This window comes from Arthrobacter sp. Soil_C_60, assembly GCF_057656375.1.
In genome coordinates, this window is the sequence record NZ_JBDGKM010000001.1 from 684,333 (window position 1) to 701,611 (window position 17,279).

13 protein-coding genes are annotated in these 17,279 nt (G+C 64.4%); 5 read left to right on the top strand and 8 right to left on the bottom strand.

Annotated elements, in window-relative coordinates; genetic code table 11:
* Positions 1-11 precede the first annotated feature (11 nt).
* From AC3A4M_RS03290 to AC3A4M_RS03300, 3 genes are all read left to right on the top strand, one after another.
* A complete protein-coding gene (locus AC3A4M_RS03290) occupies positions 12-1,154 on the top strand; it encodes a cysteine desulfurase family protein (RefSeq protein WP_498733974.1) in 1,143 nt (380 codons plus the stop codon).
* Between the two features lie 107 nt (positions 1,155-1,261).
* Positions 1,262-2,071, top strand: coding sequence for a hypothetical protein (locus AC3A4M_RS03295; RefSeq protein WP_498733975.1), 810 nt, complete (start codon positions 1,262-1,264; stop codon positions 2,069-2,071).
* Positions 2,068-2,874, top strand: a complete 807-nt coding sequence (locus AC3A4M_RS03300) for a transglutaminase-like domain-containing protein (RefSeq protein WP_498733976.1) — start codon at positions 2,068-2,070, stop codon at positions 2,872-2,874. The genes AC3A4M_RS03295 and AC3A4M_RS03300 overlap by 4 nt, the downstream gene beginning before the upstream one ends.
* Before the next feature lie 21 nt (positions 2,875-2,895).
* On the opposite strand, the gene AC3A4M_RS03305 is transcribed toward AC3A4M_RS03300, so the two are convergent.
* From AC3A4M_RS03305 to AC3A4M_RS03325, 5 genes are all read right to left on the bottom strand, one after another.
* Positions 2,896-3,357 (bottom strand): MarR family winged helix-turn-helix transcriptional regulator, encoded by a 462-nt coding sequence (locus AC3A4M_RS03305; protein ID WP_498733977.1) that lies wholly within the window; start codon positions 3,355-3,357, stop codon positions 2,896-2,898.
* A complete protein-coding gene (locus AC3A4M_RS03310; protein ID WP_498733978.1) occupies positions 3,350-4,456 on the bottom strand; it encodes an LLM class flavin-dependent oxidoreductase in 1,107 nt (368 codons plus the stop codon). Before AC3A4M_RS03310 ends, AC3A4M_RS03305 begins: the two co-directional genes overlap by 8 nt.
* Before the next feature lie 135 nt (positions 4,457-4,591).
* On the bottom strand, positions 4,592-7,888 hold the full coding sequence (locus tag AC3A4M_RS03315; protein WP_498733979.1) for an efflux RND transporter permease subunit: 3,297 nt from the start codon (positions 7,886-7,888) through the stop codon (positions 4,592-4,594).
* 9 nt (positions 7,889-7,897) lie between these two features.
* A complete protein-coding gene (locus AC3A4M_RS03320) occupies positions 7,898-9,391 on the bottom strand; it encodes a malate:quinone oxidoreductase (protein ID WP_498733980.1) in 1,494 nt (497 codons plus the stop codon).
* Between the two features lie 138 nt (positions 9,392-9,529).
* On the bottom strand, positions 9,530-11,209 hold the full coding sequence (locus tag AC3A4M_RS03325; protein ID WP_498733981.1) for an ABC transporter substrate-binding protein: 1,680 nt from the start codon (positions 11,207-11,209) through the stop codon (positions 9,530-9,532).
* A 125-nt stretch (positions 11,210-11,334) separates the two neighbouring features.
* On the opposite strand from AC3A4M_RS03325, the gene AC3A4M_RS03330 reads away from it, so the two are divergent.
* Both AC3A4M_RS03330 and AC3A4M_RS03335 read left to right on the top strand, forming a co-directional pair.
* On the top strand, positions 11,335-13,056 hold the full coding sequence (locus AC3A4M_RS03330) for an ABC transporter ATP-binding protein (RefSeq protein WP_498733982.1): 1,722 nt from the start codon (positions 11,335-11,337) through the stop codon (positions 13,054-13,056).
* Positions 13,031-13,303, top strand: a complete 273-nt coding sequence (locus tag AC3A4M_RS03335; RefSeq protein ID WP_498733983.1) for a hypothetical protein — start codon at positions 13,031-13,033, stop codon at positions 13,301-13,303. The genes AC3A4M_RS03330 and AC3A4M_RS03335 overlap by 26 nt, the downstream gene beginning before the upstream one ends.
* 11 nt (positions 13,304-13,314) lie before the next feature.
* Here the strand turns inward: AC3A4M_RS03335 and AC3A4M_RS03340 are convergent, their stop codons facing one another.
* From AC3A4M_RS03340 to AC3A4M_RS03350, 3 genes are all read right to left on the bottom strand, one after another.
* Entirely contained in the window at positions 13,315-14,259 is a 945-nt protein-coding gene (locus AC3A4M_RS03340; RefSeq protein ID WP_169998041.1) for an ABC transporter permease, read from the bottom strand.
* Positions 14,256-15,260, bottom strand: coding sequence for an ABC transporter permease (locus AC3A4M_RS03345; protein ID WP_498733984.1), 1,005 nt, complete (start codon positions 15,258-15,260; stop codon positions 14,256-14,258). Before AC3A4M_RS03345 ends, AC3A4M_RS03340 begins: the two co-directional genes overlap by 4 nt.
* 124 nt (positions 15,261-15,384) lie before the next feature.
* On the bottom strand, positions 15,385-17,082 hold the full coding sequence (locus AC3A4M_RS03350; protein WP_498733985.1) for an ABC transporter substrate-binding protein: 1,698 nt from the start codon (positions 17,080-17,082) through the stop codon (positions 15,385-15,387).
* Positions 17,083-17,279: the final 197 nt, after the last annotated feature.

The following is a 17,279-nucleotide window of genomic DNA, read 5'->3' on the forward strand; positions in this document are numbered from 1 at the left end:
TACCTGACCCCATGATTTACCTGGATGCCGCCGCCACTGCTCCCGTGCGCCAGGAGGTGCTGGAAGCGATGTGGCCTGCCTTGACGCAGGACTTCGGCAACCCCTCCAGCCACCACACGGTCGGCGAAGCAGCAGGGCGGGCCCTGGATTATGCACGCAGAACCGCGGCGCAGGTCCTCGGCTGCCGGCCCGGGGAGATCATCTTCACCTCCGGGGGCACCGAAGCCAACAACCTCGCCATCAAAGGGCTGGCACTGGCAACGCCCCGCGGCAAGCGCATCGTAGCCAGTGCAGTGGAGCATCCGTCTGTTCTGGAGGCCGTGGAGTACCTGGAACGGTTGCACGGCTTTACGCTCGTCCGCGTTCCGGTGGGCCCGGACGGCGTCGTCGATCTTGGAGCCCTGGCTGCCGAGCTCACGCCGGAGACCACCTTGTGCACGGTGATGTATGCCAATAATGAGGTGGGCACCATCCAGCCGGTCGAAGAGATTGCCAGGCTGTGCCGCGAGGCGAAGGTTCCTTTCCATACCGACGCGGTGCAGGCCGCAGGCTGGCTGGACCTGGACGTTGGCCGCCTTGGCGTCGACGCGCTGAGTATTTCGGGGCACAAACTCGGTGCACCCAAGGGCTGCGGGCTGCTGTACGTCTCCGGCCGGCGGCCGCTGGAGCCGCTGGTCCATGGCGGCGGCCAGGAGAACGGGCGCCGGTCCGGCACCGAAAACGTCGCCGGCGCGGTCGCCGTCGCCACTGCCTTGTCCCTGGCCGAGAAGGAGCGGGCCGAGACGGTGCCGCGGGTTACCGGTTACCGCGACTACTTGATCGAGCAGGTGCTGAAGGCGCTGCCGGAGGCCCAGCTGACCGGGCACCGGACGGGGCGGCTGCCGGCCAGTGCCTCCTTTTGTTTTCCGGGCACTTCGGGAGAAGCCGTTCTCCTCGAGCTCGAGCGACGGGGCGTGGTGTGTTCCAGCGGCTCGGCCTGTGCGGCCGGTTCGGATGAGCCGTCCCCGGTGCTGCTGGCCATGGGAATTGATCCGGCGGTGGCCCAGACCGCGGTGCGGCTGACCTTCACTGCAGCGGTCAAGGAGGCCGAGATCGCGCTGGCCGCACGGGCTGTGGTGAGCGCGGTGAAAGACGTCCGGAACCTGGCGCCCTAGCCGGTCTGCCGGACTTCGCAGACACGCCCCGTGGTACGGCAGTTTGGCGGCGGGGGATCGGTACCGTGGAAGGATACCCCTTGCCGCGACCGAAGGAACGTGATCCCTTGCCTGCAGCGCGACGCATCCGCCGCCTGCGGTCAGTTGCCGCCCTGGCCGTCGTCGGCGTAACACTCTCCGGCTGCGGCCTGCTGGACCTTGCCCCGGATGCAGGAGCCGCCGCGGGAGCCGCAGGTCCACCGGCGCAGGCCGCGCCGCCGTCGTCAATGACCATGCCGCGCCCTTCTGCCGAACCGTCCGGGACAGCCAGGGAAGGCTGGAAGACCTACACGGACCCGGCCGGCACCCTGAGCTTCGACCTGCCCGAAGACTGGACGGTGCAGCACCAGCGCGAGCCGACGCAGCCATCGGACGGCGGCATCCATCTGGACATTCGCGACGGCGGGGGCAGGCCGGCGGCCCAGCTGCATACCCGGTTGATCCTGGCGGAAACCCAGTGCACGCCCGGTAACGTGACCGACTATGTGGTGCTGGCCAGCGAACCCCTCGATGTGGCGGCCGTGGACGGAGCCGGCAACATCGAACCGCGGTTCGTGTTCCGCATGCTGCGCGGCTATAAGTTCTTCGCCTCGATGGGCATCACGAATAAGGTTGGCGGTGTGGACAACAAGGCCTGCGCCATTCAGAACGCGGTCGCGGGACCGGATAATGTGGGCCTTTACTCGTTTTCGGATACCCCCGTGCACGGCGTCCCATCGGCGGACGAGCCCGCCGGGGAGCTGAAGAGCTACAACAGCGTGCAGGAAGCGCTGGAGTATCTGGAGACAGACCGTTTTGTGCAGCTGCGGGAGATGATCACCTCCCTGCGGATCGCAGAGCAGGCCTCCGCCCCATCCAGCCAAAGGGAGAGTTCATGAAACGAGCCGCCTCGGCCCGTCTCGTCGCCAGGACCACAGCCAACACGTCCATGGTCTTTGCCATTGCGGCCGCCCGGAACTCCGGCTACACCGCCTTCGACGAGACCTTCACCGTGACGGTGGACGGCGCTCCGGTACAGCTGGAGGAACTGGCCGATAACCATTCCGGCCGGCTGCACACCCTGCACGTGGATGAACCGTCCACGGTTGAGGTGGACTACTCGGTCACCGTGGAAGGCCTGGCGGGGCCGGAACGCATCGACCGGACCGAACTGATCCGGTACGTGCGCCCCAGCCGCTACTGCGAGTCCGACAAACTACTGCCGACGTCGTACGCCGAATTCGGGTCGCTGCACGGGATCGAACTGCTCAACGCCGTGCGCACCTGGGTGGGGCGGGAGCTGCGCTACGTCAGCGGATCCTCCCGGCCCACGGACGGAGCAGTGGAAACCCTGTTGGAACGCCGGGGAGTCTGCCGCGACTTCGCGCACCTGGTGGTCTCGCTGCTGCGGGCCAAGGACGTCCCGGCGCGGCTCGCCGCGGTGTACGCCCCGGGACTGGACCCGATGGACTTCCACGCCGTTGCCGAGGCCTACATCGACGGCGCCTGGCACGTGGTGGACGCCACCGGCATGGCCCCGCGGCAGAGCCTGCTGCGCATCGCGACCGGGCGGGATGCCTCGGATACGGCCTTCCTGTCCACCGTGGGCGGCAGCCTCTCCCTGAAGGAGCTGAAAGTGACCGCCGTGGTGGATGACTTCGTGCCCGAATCGGACCCCGCGGCGGCCGTGCAGCTGCGCTGAGAGCCGGCCGCCGGCAAGGAGTCAGCGGTCTTTGAGCCCGGTGCGGAGCTTGTCCGTGAGGAACTGGAGCTGCTTGAACTCCTCCTCGCTGAGGGCCGGCGCGAGCATCTCGTGCAGATGGCGGACGTGCACGCGGCCGATCTCCTGCTGCAGGGCGCGGCCTTCTTCGGTCAGGGCGATCTCGATGCCACGTTGGTCCCGCTCCGCCGTTCGGCGCTGCACTAGGCCTTTGGCTTCCAGCCGTTCGACCATCCGGCTCAGGCTCGGCTGGCTGATCAGCAGGGCCTCGTTGAGTTCATTGAGCCTGGTCCACCCGGTAGGGCAGTGGCTGAGGTTGAACAGCACATCGTATTCGCGCATGGCCAGCTTCTTGAACTCCGGCAACTGCTGCATCCGGCGCATCACTGCCACCTGGGTGCGGAAGAGCGACTCCCAGGCTTCCGACGTGGTCCTGATTTGCGGCTGGGATTCCTGATCAGCCATTGGACACCGTCTCCCCGGCCAAGGCCGCATCCCGTGCTGCCTTGCGGCTGGCGTGGGTCGGCGCGTCCGGAACATGGGCAGGTTTGCGGGCGGCGAACTCGCGCTTGAGCACCGGCAGCACCTCTTCACCGAAAAGGTCCAGCTGCTCGAGCACGGTCTTCAGCGGCAGGCCGGCGTGGTCGATCAGGAATAGCTGTCGCTGGTAGTGGCCGAAGGCGTCGGCGAAGCTGAGGGTCTTTTCGATGACCTCCTGCGGGCTGCCCACCGTCAGCGGGGTCTGCGCGGTGAAGTCTTCCATCGACGGCCCGTGGCCGTAGACCGGGGCGTTGTCGAAGTACGGGCGGAACTCGTTCACCGCGTCCTGCGAGTTCTTGCGCATGAAGAACTGTCCGCCGAGGCCCACGATCGCCTGGTCCGCCGTGCCGTGGCCGTAGTGCTCGTAGCGTTCACGGTAAAGGCCGATGAGCTGCATGTAGTGCTCCTTGGGCCAGAAAATGTTGTTGGCAAAGAACCCGTCACCGTAGTACGCGGCCAGCTCGGCAATCTGCGGGGTGCGGATGGAGCCGTGCCAGACGAAGGGCGCAACGCCGTCCAGCGGGCGGGGCGTGGCGGTGAAGTTCTGCAGCGGGGTGCGGTGCTTGCCCTGCCAGTTCACCACGTCCTCGTCCCAGAGCTTACGCAGTAGGGCATAGTTCTCCACCGTCAGCTCCAGCGAATCCTGGATGTTGCGTCCGAACCACGGGTAGACCGGAGCCGTGTTGCCGCGGCCCAGCACCAGGTCCACCCGGCCGTCCGCCAGCTGCTGCAGCATGGCGTAGTCCTCGGCGAGCTTGACCGGATCATTGGTGGTGATCAGCGTGGTCGCGGTGGAGAGGGTGATCCGCTCCGTCTGGGCAGCGATGTAGCCGAGCAGGGTTGTCGGCGAACTGGCATAGAACGGCGGGTTATGGTGCTCGCCGGTGGCGTAGACATCCATCCCGATCTCTTCGACCTTCTTGGCGATGCTGACCGCTGCCTTGATGCGTTCGCGTTCGGTTGGGGTCCGGCCGGTGGTCGGGTCCTGGGTGATATCAGAAACGCTGAATACGCCGATTTCCATGCTGTGCCTCTTTCTCTGCTGCAAAGTCTCGAATCAGTTTACATACTTTTGCATCTACTGACACAACCGACGGCCTGCGGAAATCATTCCGCGGCGGCAGCGTGGGGCCCACCACACGCAGGCAGGACCGAGACGTCAGCTTCCCACGGCGGCCGGCTCACGGATCTGAAGCTCCTCGACTTTGGCCAGGGCGCGGCGTTCGCGGCGGCCCTCGACCAGCCGATACAACACGGGCACGAGAACCAGCGTCAGCGCCGTCGACGAAATCAAACCGCCAACAACGACGACGGCGAGCGGCTGCGAGATGAAGCCGCCTTCACCGGTGAGTCCCAGCGCCATCGGCGTCAGCGCGAAGACTGTCGCCAACGCAGTCATCAGGATGGGCCGGAGCCGCTGGCGCGCGCCATGCCGGATGGCGTCCGCAACGTTCATAGCGGGGCGGCCGCCGCGGGGCCGCCGGTACTGGTTGATCAGGTCGATCAGGACAATCGCATTGGTCACGACGATGCCCACCAGCATCAGCATGCCGATCAGGGAGGGCAGTCCCAGCGGAATCCCGGTGATGACCAGCAATGCGATGGCGCCGGTAGCGGCGAAGGGGATGGACACCAGCAGAATCAGCGGCTGGACGAGGCTCTTGAATGTCGCCACCATGATGACGTACACGATCGCCACCGCCGCGAGCAGCGCCAGGCCGAGCTGCTCGAAAGACTCGGCCTGCTGGGTCGCCGCCCCGCCCAGGGATGCCGCGACGCCGGCCGGCAGTTCGACGGAGTCCAGCACCGTCTGGACCTCGCTGCTCAGCGCGCCGAGGTTGTCGCCGGCAGGGGTGATGGAGACAACGGCGGTCCGCTCGCCGCCGGAGCTGGTGATCGACGTCGGAATCTCGGTTTCCTCCACCGTGGCCACCTCGGTCAGCGGCACCGGGCCGGAAGCCGTGGGCACTTCGACGTCGCGCAGTTCATCCACGCTGGCGAAGTCCGTCCCTGCACCGATGAACACCGGATAGTCCGTGGTATCGATCCGGACCGTGCCGCCGGGGAGCGGACTGATGGTGGAGGCCAGCAGGCCGGCAATTTCTTCCTCGTTGAGCCCGGCCGCCACGGCCTTGGCCCGGTCGATGGAGACCTGGACCACCGGTTCGGCGGCGGCAAGATTGCTGGACACCTCGGCCGCCCCCTGCACCTCCTGCAGCTCTTCTACCAGCGTGTCGGAGGCCGACTGCAGTTCGTCGGAGTTGCTGGCGGAGATGTCGATGTCCACCGAGCTGGAGGTGCCGAAGCCGCCGCCCCGCGTGCTGAGCGTGATGGTTCCGGCATCCGGCAGCTTTTCGACGTCGGTGCGTACCCGTTCGCGCAAGGCCACCTGGTCTGCGCCCTCTTCGGTGATGACCGTGAACTGGGCGACGGAGGCACCGGCGGAAAGGAACGTGCCGAGCCCTGACGTGGAATTGCCCATGGTGACCTGAACGTCGTCGATACCTTTGGTGCCGGCCAGCAGATCCTCGACCTGGGACGCTGCCTCGTCGGTGACTTCCAGGCTGGTGCCGGCGGGCAGTTCCTGCCGCAGGCTGAAGCTGTTCTGCCCGGTATCGCCGAGCAGGTTGGTCTGCATCAGCGGCACCATGGCCACCGTGCCCAGCAAAACCAGGGCCGCCGCACCCAACGTGATGACGGGGTGCCGCTGCGTGGAGGACAGCACCGGCAGGTACCCGCGCTGGAGCCGCGAGGCACGTTCCTTGGCATCAGCGGCGGCACGTACCTCGGCCGGATCCTCCCGCTGCGAGGGGGACTTGACGAACCAGTAGGCCAGCACCGGGACGATGGTCAGGGACACGGCCAGGGACGCCAGCAGGGCCAGGGCCGTGGTGATGGCAAAGGGCCGGAAGAGCTCGCCGGCCAGGTCGGCGACAAACGCGATCGGCAGGAACACCGCGACGGTCGTGAGGGTGGAGGCGGTCACGGCACCGGCCACTTCCCGGACGGCCGTCACGATGGCGGTGCGCTTATCCTCGCCGTAGCCCAGATGCCGCTTGATGTTTTCGACGACGACGATCGAGTCATCGACGACCCGGCCGATGGCGATGGTCAGTGCGCCCAGTGTCAGGATGTTCAGCGAATAGCCGAGCGCGCTGAGACCGATGAACGTGACCAGCAGGGAGAGCGGAATGGAGATGGCGGTGATCAGGGTGGAGCGGGCCGAGAGCAGGAAGACCAGGATGACCAGCACGGCGAAGCCGAGTCCCAGCAGCCCCTCGGTGGTCAGGTTCTTGATGGACTCCTCGATGAAGGGCGCCTGGTCGAAGATGGTGGTGAAAGCTGCCCCGTTGCCCAGCTGCGCTTCAAGCTCGGGGAGCAGGTCGTTGATGGCATGGGAAATGGCCACCGTATCCCCGTCCGGCGTCTTCGTCACGGCCAGGGCCAGGGTTTCTTCGCCGTTCGTGCGGGTAATCGAGGTCCGCTCGTCGTCGACGATCCGGACTGTCGCGACCTCGCCAATGGTCACCGGATCTCCGGTTGCAGCCTCGGCACCGGGCTCCTGGGCCCCGGAAGGTTCCGGGCCGGGATCCACCGGAGTTGGATTCACCGGGGCAGGCGGTGCGGGCTGGGATTCGCCGGGGAACTGGCCGGGAACCCGTCCCGGTATTTCGGAAACCGACGACGGCCGGGCGGGCTCCGCCGTCGTTGTTTGAGCGGGCGCCAGGGGGAGGTTCTCGATGGTTTCCAAGCTGTCCAGCGGGCTGCCGATCTGGACGGAAAGGGTCTTCTCATCCTGCTGGACCGTGCCGGCGGGCACGAGGCCGCCGCTGTTCCGCAGGCTGTCGACGATGGATGACACATTGACATTGCGTTCGGCCAAGGCGTCATCATCGGGAAGGATGGCGATGTGCTGGCCGGCACCGCCGGTGACTTCGGCGCTGCGGACGCCCTCCAGCTTCTGCAGCCGGGGGACGGTGAGCCGCTGCAGTTCCGTATTGAGTTCGCTCAGCGGCAGGTCGGAGGAGACCGCCATGAAGACGATCGGGAAGTCGTTGATGCTGCCGGCCACCGATTGCGGGGAGACATCCTCGGGCAGCAGTTGCTGCGCATTCGAGATGGCCCGGTCCACCTGGCTGCGCGCCCGGTCCAGGTTGGTGCCATAAACGAACGTCAGGTTCACGGTGGAGAGACCGGTCCGCGACGTTGCGGCCGAGGATTCAAGCCCCTCGACCGCATTCAGCGCGTTTTCCAGCGGTTCGCTGACCTGCTTGTCCACTACCTCCGGAGACGCCCCCGGCATGGCGGTGACTACCGTGACCCGGGGGAACTCCAGCGACGGGATCAGCTCCTGTTTGAGCGAACCCATGGTGATGACACCGAAGACGGCCACAAACACCGTGATCAGAGCGATCAGGGCCCTGTTGGCCAGGGACAGCGTGGCCAGCTTATGCATGGCTGAAGCTTAACCGAGTTCGAGGACCCGGTTGGTATCCGCGGTGATATCCGCCAGCAGGGACTGGTTCTCGTTCAGCTTGGCGCCGTAGCCCGGGATCATTTCCTTGAGCTTCGGCTCCCAGCCCTTGAACTCGCTGGGGAAGCAGCGCTGGAGCACCTGGATCATGATCGGTGCTGCCGTGGACGCGCCCGGCGAAGCGCCGAGCAGGCCGCTGATGCTGCCGTCGGCGGAAGTGATGACCTCCGTGCCGAACTGCAGGACGCCGCCCTTCTTGGCATCCTTCTTGATGACCTGGACGCGCTGGCCCGCCGTGATGAGCTCCCACGAATCGCCGTTGGCCTCAGGGTAGAAGTCCCGCAGGGCGGCGACCTTCTTCGGCCTGCTCTTGAGGACCTCGGTGATCAGGTACTTGACCAGGCCGAGGTTGTCCTTGCCGACGGCCAGCATGGGGATCAGGTTGTGGGGGCGCACGGACAGCGGCAGGTCCAGGAACGAGCCGGACTTCAGGAAGTTCGGGGAGAAGCCGCCGTACGGGCCGAACAATAGGGAGCGCTTGCCGTTGACGAAACGGGTGTCGAGGTGCGGCACGGACATGGGCGGGGCACCCACGGATGCTTGGCCGTAGACCTTGGCGTTGTGCTGGGCGATGACCGCGTCATCGGTGGAGCGCAGGAATTGCCCGGAGACCGGGAAGCCGCCGAAGCCCTTGGCCTCGGGAATGCCGGAGCGCTGGAGCAGGTGCAGCGCTCCGCCGCCGGCGCCGACGAAGACGAAACGAGCGGAGACCGTGGAGACCTCGCCGGTGGAGTTGTTCTTGACCTTCACGTCCCAGCGGCCGTCGGTGGCCCGGGAGACGTCGAGCACCTTGTGTCCGTAGTGCAGTTCAGCGCCCTGGGCGTCCATGAACCCGGCCAGTTCGCGGGTCAGTGCCCCGAAGTCGACGTCAGTGCCGCCAGCTACGCGGGAGCCGGCCACACGCTGCTGCGGATCGCGGCCCTGCATGACCAGCGGAATCCACTTTTCCAGCTCGGCGTGGTCTTCGGAGAACTCAATCTCCTGGAACAGCGGCTCGGCGCGGAGCGCTTCGTAGCGGCGCTTGAGGTAGTCCGCGTGGTCGTTGCCCCAAACGAAGCTCATGTGCGGCAGGGGGTTGATGAATCCCTTCGGGGATCCGATGTGTCCCTGGGAAACCATATGCGACCAGAACTGGCGCGAAACGTGGAACTGCTCGTTGATGCCCACCGCTTTGGCCGTCGCCACGGAGCCGTCCGCAGCGGCCGGGGTGTAGTTCAACTCGCAGAGTGCAGCGTGTCCTGTTCCCGCGTTGTTCCACGGGTCGGAACTCTCCAGCCCGGCCTGCGCCAGGTTCTCGTAAAGATTGATGCTCCACTCGGGCTGCAGCTGCTTGATCAAGGAGCCGAGCGTGGTGCTCATAATGCCGCCGCCGATCAGGGCAACGTCGATGTTCTTGGATGATCCCGAAGGGGTATTAGCAGTCAACTTCCATCTCCCATAGCAGCTTTGCCAGCGCTTAGAAGACTACCGCGCCCCTGTGGCGAGACTAAAATTGCCCGAGCTCATTGTGACCCAATAGACAGACGTTTCGGCGCTGTACCGTTAATATGCGCCGCACCGCTCTTAGGCGTCCGTCCGCAGCCTGACCAGATTGTAGACCTCGTCCAGCATGGGACTGGCCGGATAGCTGACCACCCTGGACCCCATGGCAAGGGCGGAAACCGGGAACGCCAGCGGGACGGCCGGTACCAGCCGGGCCACCTGGTTATTGATGGTCAGGTACGCCTGGTTGCGTTCCTCGCCGGCGGGCAGGGTCCGGGCACGGGCAATCCGGTTGAACAGCTGGGCATTCCTGAAACCGAACTCGGGGCTGGGCGCACCGAACAATGGGCCCAGGAAGTTGTCCGGATCCCGGTAGCTGCCACTCCACCCGCCGAGATGGAGAGCATGGTCCGAGGACGTCTGCACCCGGTCCAGATAGCCGTCTTCCCAGGCCAGGGGTTTGGGCTGGATATTGATGCCGACGGCGGTCAGCTGGCGGCTGAGCTCGGCATAGATTTTCTCCGGTGTCGGCAGATAGGCCCGCGTCACGTTCAGCGGGTAGTAGAAAGGGATTTCTTCGCCGTCGTAACCGGCTTCTTCCAACAGTTCCCGGGCGCGCTCAGGGTTGTACTCGAAGTAAGGGATGTCTTCACTGGTCACGCCCAGGCTGCGGGGCACAAACTGCTTGGCCTCCGTGGTCCCCTGCAGGAAGAAGTCCTCGATCAGCACCGAGCGGTCGATGGCATGGGCGATCGCCTGGCGCATCCGCAGATCCGCGAGCAGGCCGAATTCCTGGTTCATGCCCAGATAGGACACGGAGAAGGGATCCCGCTGCAGAATCTGCATCCCGCTGCGGGCCAGCCCCGCATACGTTTCCGGGGTGACTAGGTCATAGCCGTCAATCCTGCCGGACTGCAGCGCCCGCAACCGGGCAGCCGGATGGGGCAATGTCTGGAAGACAACCATTCCTACCTGTGCTGCCGGGCCCCAGTAGTTCTCGAAGGCGGTGAGGCTGACCTGTTCGTCGGACCAGGCTTTGAATCGGAACGGACCGGTCCCAACGGGGTGCTGCGCGAACGAGGAGAGCCTGATTCCTCCGCGCTCCTGATTCAGCTCGTCGGCATTTCCCTCTGCGAGAGCAGCCGGCGACGCTATGGCGAAGGCCGGCGTGGACATGGCTGCAACCAGCCCGGAGAACCTGCGGTTGAGGTTCAGCCGCAGTTCGTTCGGTGCCAGTACCTCGCAATCCTTGTACAGGGAGGTTTCATCTTCATCAGCGAAGGCCTCGAACACCGATGCGAAGGACAAGGCCCCTTCAGCCGGCCGGGCATCCCGGGGCAGCCTGTACCAGCGTTCAAAATTGGCTTTCACAGCTTCGGCATCGAACGGCGTGCCGTCGTGGAACACGACGCCTTCGCGCAGCGTGAAGCGGTAGGCCCGGCCGTCGTCGAGCTCTTCCCACTCGGTAGCGAGCAGGGGCTTGGGGACTCCCGTGTCGGGGTCGACGCCGATCAGCGTTTCCATAATCTGCCGGGTCACCCGGAACGATTCCGAGTCCAGCAGCAGCGCGGGGTCGAGGCCGGCGGGATTGGCTGCTGTACCCATGGTGAAAGTCAGATTAGCGGCCGGTACGGGTGTCCCTGAGGGTATGGCCGTGCCCGTCGACGGCGAACCGGGCTCGCCCGTACAGCCGGTGAGCAGGACAACAGCTGCCGCCGCGCCAGCCTTCAGAAAGCTGCGGCGCGCGGGCAGGTGTGACACTCGTGAGCTCCTCGTGGCCGAATTTGCGGAATTCCCAGTCTAATTGACATGCGGTGAGATAAAGAAGCCGTAAAACCTTAGCGAGATGCAGGCCACATCCAGCGTAGATGGGGCACGATAGAGCAATGAGCGAATCTGCCGAGGCCGCGCCGCTGCTCGAGGTCAGAAATCTGGCCGTTGATTTCCGGACCACCTACGGTGACGTGTCCGCCGTCCAGGATGCGAGTCTTCGCCTGCACGCGGGCAGGACGCTGGCCATCGTTGGCGAGTCCGGTTCGGGCAAATCGACTACGGCCATGGCGGTCATCGGGCTGTTGCCGAAAAACGGACGCATCACGGCAGGCAGCATCGTCTTCGACGGCCAGGAACTTGTGGGCCTGCCCGAGGATAAAATGCGCAGGATCCGGGGCCGCCAGATCGGATTGGTGCCGCAGGATCCAATGTCCAACCTTAATCCGGTCACGAAAATCGGCACCCAGGTGGCCGAAACCCTGCTGGTTCACGGAATGGCAACGGGCAGGAATGTCGACGCACGGGTGGTGGAAGTACTGCAGGCCGCCGGCTTGCCGGACGCGGCCGAACGGGCCAAACAGTATCCGCACGAATTCTCCGGCGGAATGCGACAGCGGGCCTTGATCGCGATCGGCATGGCCTGCCGGCCACGGCTGCTGATTGCCGACGAGCCGACCTCGGCGCTGGACGTGACGGTGCAGCGGACCATTCTGGACCAGATCGACCGGATGACCGAGGAATTGGGTACATCCGTCCTGCTCATCACCCACGACCTGGGCCTAGCTGCGGAACGCGCATCCGATCTTGTGGTGATGCACCGCGGCAAGGTTGTGGAGACCGGGCCCGCCGAACAGCTGCTGAATGACCCGCAGCACCCCTACACCCAGTCTCTGGTGAAGGCCGCACCGAGCGTGGCCGCCGTGCGGCTGCAGCCTGGCGCCTACACGGCAAGTGCAGACGAACGGATCCGGCATGCGGAAGAAACGTTCTCCGAGCACGCGGCAACCGCCACCGAACCGCAGCGGACCGACAACATCGTGCAGCTGCGCGACCTCACCAAGATCTACAAGATCCGCGGCAAATCGGAGGACTTCTACGCGGCCAGAAACGTCACGCTGGATGTGCCGCGGGGACGGACTGTGGCCATCGTGGGGGAGTCCGGATCCGGGAAGACGACCACGGCACGGATGCTGCTGAAGCTGATCGAGCCTTCCAGCGGCACCATGATGTTTGACGGGATGGACGTGGCCAGACTGACCAAGGTCCAGCTGCGTGATTTCCGGCAGCGCGTCCAACCGGTATTCCAGGATCCGTATTCTTCGCTGAATCCGATGTTCACCGTCGGCCGCATCGTCGAGGAACCCCTGAACACCTATAAAAGAGGTAACGCCCAGCAGCGTGCGGTGCGCGTGCGTGAGCTGATGGACCAGGTGGCCCTGCCGCACAGCATGCTTCGCCGCTACCCTTCCGAACTCTCCGGCGGCCAACGCCAGCGCGTGGCCATCGCCCGTGCCTTGGCGTTGAAGCCGGAACTGTTGATTTGTGATGAACCCGTCTCGGCCCTGGACGTCTTGGTCCAGGCCCAGATCCTTAAGCTGCTGGGCGACCTGCAAGCCGAAATGGGCCTCAGCTACCTCTTCATTTCACACGATCTGGCCGTGGTCCGGTTGATTTCAGACTATGTCTGCGTGATGAAGGACGGCGAAATCGTCGAGTCCGACACGTCGGAGGAGGTCTTTACGAATCCCCGCCACCCTTACACACGGCAGCTGCTTGCCTCCATCCCGGGCAATGAGTTGGAGATCTACGGTGACGACGCCGGCATTGCCTCCTGACGACGAGCACCGTCCGGAGGGTTTTGGTTTCAGGACCGGAGTCCGCAGTGAGGCCGTTGCTGTCGGGTGTGCCGTGTTCGTCCTCGTCCTCGGCACGGTCCTGCTGATTATCGGCGCCGTGATTTTCGCCGGGGAGGGGCAGTGGGGCTTTGTGCTCGGGCTGGCGGTCCTGGAGCTGTTGTTCATCGCCGGGTTCGTTGCAATGCTGCATATGGCTAAACAACGCCACCGGCCGCGCCGCGACTGACCGGTCGGCGTTTATTTCTGGCGTGACTTGGGATCCAGTGCTTCCCGCAAAGACTCGCCGAGGAGAGTGAAGCCCAAGGCCGTGATGGCTATGCAGAGACCTGGCAGGAAGGCCAGCTGAGGTGCAATGCCGAGCTCGTCCTGGGCATAGGTCAGCATGCGGCCCCACTCGGCTGTCTGCGGCCGGCCGCCGCCCAAACCGAGAAAGGACAGCGCAGCCGCGTCGATGACTGCGGTGGCCAAGGTCAGGGTGGCCTGGACAATGACAGGGCCCACGCTGTTGGGCAGCAGATGGCTCATGGTGATGGTGCCGCGGCTCAGACCGAGCGTCTGTGCTGCCAGGATGTAGTCCGCGCCGCGCTGGGAAATCATGGAAGATCGGAGCAATCTGGCGAAAATCGGAACCTGGGACACCCCGATGGCGATCATGATCGCGTAGGCTCCCTGTCCGAGGGCAGCGGCAATGGACACGGCAAGCAGCAGGTTCGGGACCGACAGCAGGATATCCACCAGCCGCATGATCACGTTGTCCACCCAGCCGCCGAAGCCGCCCGCGAGCACTCCCAGCAGCATGCCCCCGGCTAGGCCCAGGGCGGTGGAAACAACACCGATCAGCAGCGACGACTGCGCACCCCAGATGAGCTTGCTGAGCAGATCTCCGCCGAAGCGGTCCAACCCGAGCACAAATCCGGGAACTTCACCCGGCCCTGGGATATGGGTCGGTGTGATGTGGGTCCGTCCCGGTAGGTCCTCGCCGCCGTACGGAGCCAGCACCGGTGCCAGCGCAGCGACGAGCAGGAACGCCATGACGATGATGGCTCCGGCAATGGCTTGCGGATTGCGGCGCAGCCGGTAGAACGCGTCCTTCCAGAGGCTCGTCCCGCCGGAGTCAGGTAACGCCGGATCTTTGCTGGCGGAGTCGTTCCCGCCGGGAGCTGGGGGAAGAGTTGTGCTCATTGGACACGCACCCTCGGGTCAATGATGCTGTAGGAAATATCGACAACGAGGTTGATGAGTGAGTAGAGGATGGCAATAAAGATGATGAACCCCTGGAGAACCGGGTAATCGAGGTTGAAGATGGCATCTCGGAGGAAACGGCCGATGCCGCTGAAAGCAAAGACTGTTTCGGTCAGAACGGCACCGGATATCAGCAGACCCAACTGCAGGCCGATGGTGGTGGTGACCGGCAGCATCGCGTTGCGCAGAATGAACCGGTTGCGGATGGTTCTTTCGAGCAATCCTTTGGCCTTTGCTGTCCTCACATAGTCGGCGTTCTGGACCTCCAGAACCGAGGCGCGGGTAATGCGCACGATGATAGCCAGCGGGATGGTTCCCAAGGCAACGCCAGGCAGGATCAGGTGCATGAAGGCGTCCCAGGAGGCATCCCATTCCCGGGTCAGGAGGCCGTCGAGTACATAGAAGTCCGTCACATGGGTGGCATTGATCCGGGCGTTCTGCCGCCCATCCGTGGGGAAGATGGGGATCTTGATGGCGAAGAGCCATTTCAGGATGAAGGCCAGGAAGAACACCGGGATCGTGATGCCGATCAGGCTCAGGACAACGGAGCCGTGGTCCGGCCAGCGGCCGTAGTGCTTCGCGGCAAGGTAGCCGAGCGGAATGCCGATCCCGATGGCGAAGATGAGCGCCACGATCGTTAGTTCCAAAGTCGCGGGAAAACGCGTGGCGAATTCTTCCAGGACCGGACGGCCGGTCAGCAGAGACGTGCCGAAGTCTCCCTGGAGGAGCTTGCCCATGTAGATGAAGTACTGCTCGATGAGCGGGCGGTTGAAGCCGTACAGCTCATTGATTCTTTCGACGGCTTCCGGTGTTGCGCGGTCACCAAGCAGGGCAGTGGCGGGTCCGCCGGGAAGGCTCCGCACCCAGAGGAACAACAGGATCGATAACCCCAGCAGGGTCGGAACGAGCAACGCCAGACGTTTGCCGATAACTCTTAACACTGTGTCCTTTCGCCCGGCTGTTTACGGTGTGGACTTTTGAACAGACCCGCTCGTCCGGCCCGGGCACGTTAGGCCCGGGCCGGACGAATGCGGAGCAGCACGTTTCTGACTGGTTGCGCCGGCGCTATTCGCTGAGCTTGATCATGTTGAAGACCTCGTCGTTGACGGGGCTGGCCGGGTAGGATTCCACCCGCGGAGCGAAGCCCAGGGACGGAGCCGGGTGTGCCAGCGGGATCGCCGGGATGTATTCCGCGATGTCCGCATTGATCTCTTCGTACAGCGGCGTCTGCTCTTCCAGCTTGCTGACCTGACGCGCTTCGTCCAAGGCATTGAAGAGGTCCGGATTGCTGAAACCGAATTCCGGCTTTTCGCGGCCGAAGAATACACCCACAAAGTTGTCCGTGTCGTTGTAGTCCCCGGTCCAGCCCAGCAGATGGATCCCATGGTCGGAACTGCCCTGCACCCGGTCGAGATAATCGGGAGACCACTTGTCCGGGGCCGCTTCGATGGTGATTCCCACTTCTTCAAGCTGGGCACTGAGGTTGGTGAAGACCTGTTCCGGAGTAGGCATGTAGGGCCGGGAGACACCCGTGGGGTAGTTGAATTCCAAGGTCAAGCCGTCGCCATAACCTGCTTCTGCCAACAGCTCCTTGGCGCGTTCCGGGTTGTATTCGTACGTGGGCACGTCTTCGTTGTAACCGTTGACGATCGGGGGGATGAACTGGCTGGCAACCTGCGTCCCTTCGGGCAGCGTCTGCCGCACCAAGGCTTCCTTGTCGATCGCGTGCGACAGTGCCTGGCGGACCAAAGGATCTGCCAGCGCCTCTACTTCCTGGTTGATGCCAAGGTAGAGAATCGTGAAGGGGTCGCGGTTGATGATTTTGAAACCGGCATCCGCCAGCGCCTTCGTGTCGGCAGGAGCCACGAGGTCATAGCCGTCAATAGTCCCGGCTTCGAGGGACTGGCGGCGAGCCTGCGGATCATCCAGGACCCGGAAGACGACCTTCTGGACCTGGCCTTGTTCTCCCCAGTAGCCGTCGAACGCGGAAACTTCGACCTGCTGGCCGACGTCCCAGCTGTCGAACTTGAACGGCCCCGTGCCCACGGGGTGCGCCTTGGCATACTCGCTCAGGACCGGGGCTTCGGCCGACCCGCCGATGTCGTCGGCGTTGAATTCCTCGAGGGCCGCCGGACTCTGCATCGCGAAGGCCGGGAGGGACAGGGCTGCGATGAAGCCGGCAAATGGCTGTGCCAGATTGACGGTTACTTCCGTCTCGCTCACCGCTTCGCAGGAATCATAAACGGCGGTGTCCGGGCTGTCCGAAAAGCCCCGGAACAGCGAGTTGTAGTAGTAGCTGACCGATTCGGACTGCTGCAGCCCCTCGAAGTTGTACCAACGGTCAAAGTTGAAGCAGACCGCTTCGGCATTGAACGCGGTGTCATCGTGGAACTTAACGCCTTCCTTGAGCTGGAAGGTGTAGGAGAGGCCGTCGTCGGAACTGTCCCACGATTCGGCCAGCAAGGGAGCCGGATCCGCGGTGCCTGGTTCCACTCCCACGAGGCCTTCAAAGATTTGGCGGCTGACGCGGAAGGACTCACCGTCGCTGGCGAAGGCCGGGTCGAGGGACTTCGGATCGGATGAGGCGGCAAAAATGAACGTGGAGTTGACGCCCGTGTCCTCCCCGGTTCCTCCCGTAGCGCCGCGCTCGCTTTCGGCGCAGCCGGTCAGTATGAGGGCGCTGGCGGCAAGCCCTGCTGTGATCGCGGCCGGGCGCCTGCGTGCGCGCAGCCATCTGCCCGGTATTGTGCCCCTGAACGACATGAATTTCTCCTCGTCAACGAGTGATGTCTGGACAGCGCGGATGTCTGCGCGCCCGGGCCTCCCGTGTTGTACGCGGGTCTGCTTGTTGAGAGCCTAGTCACAAGTTCAAAGGAAAGCATCGCTTTCACACTTTGGTTCGGCCCAAATACCATCACAATTTGGTCACGCGGCCCGGGTTGGCTGCCGACCATAAGCCT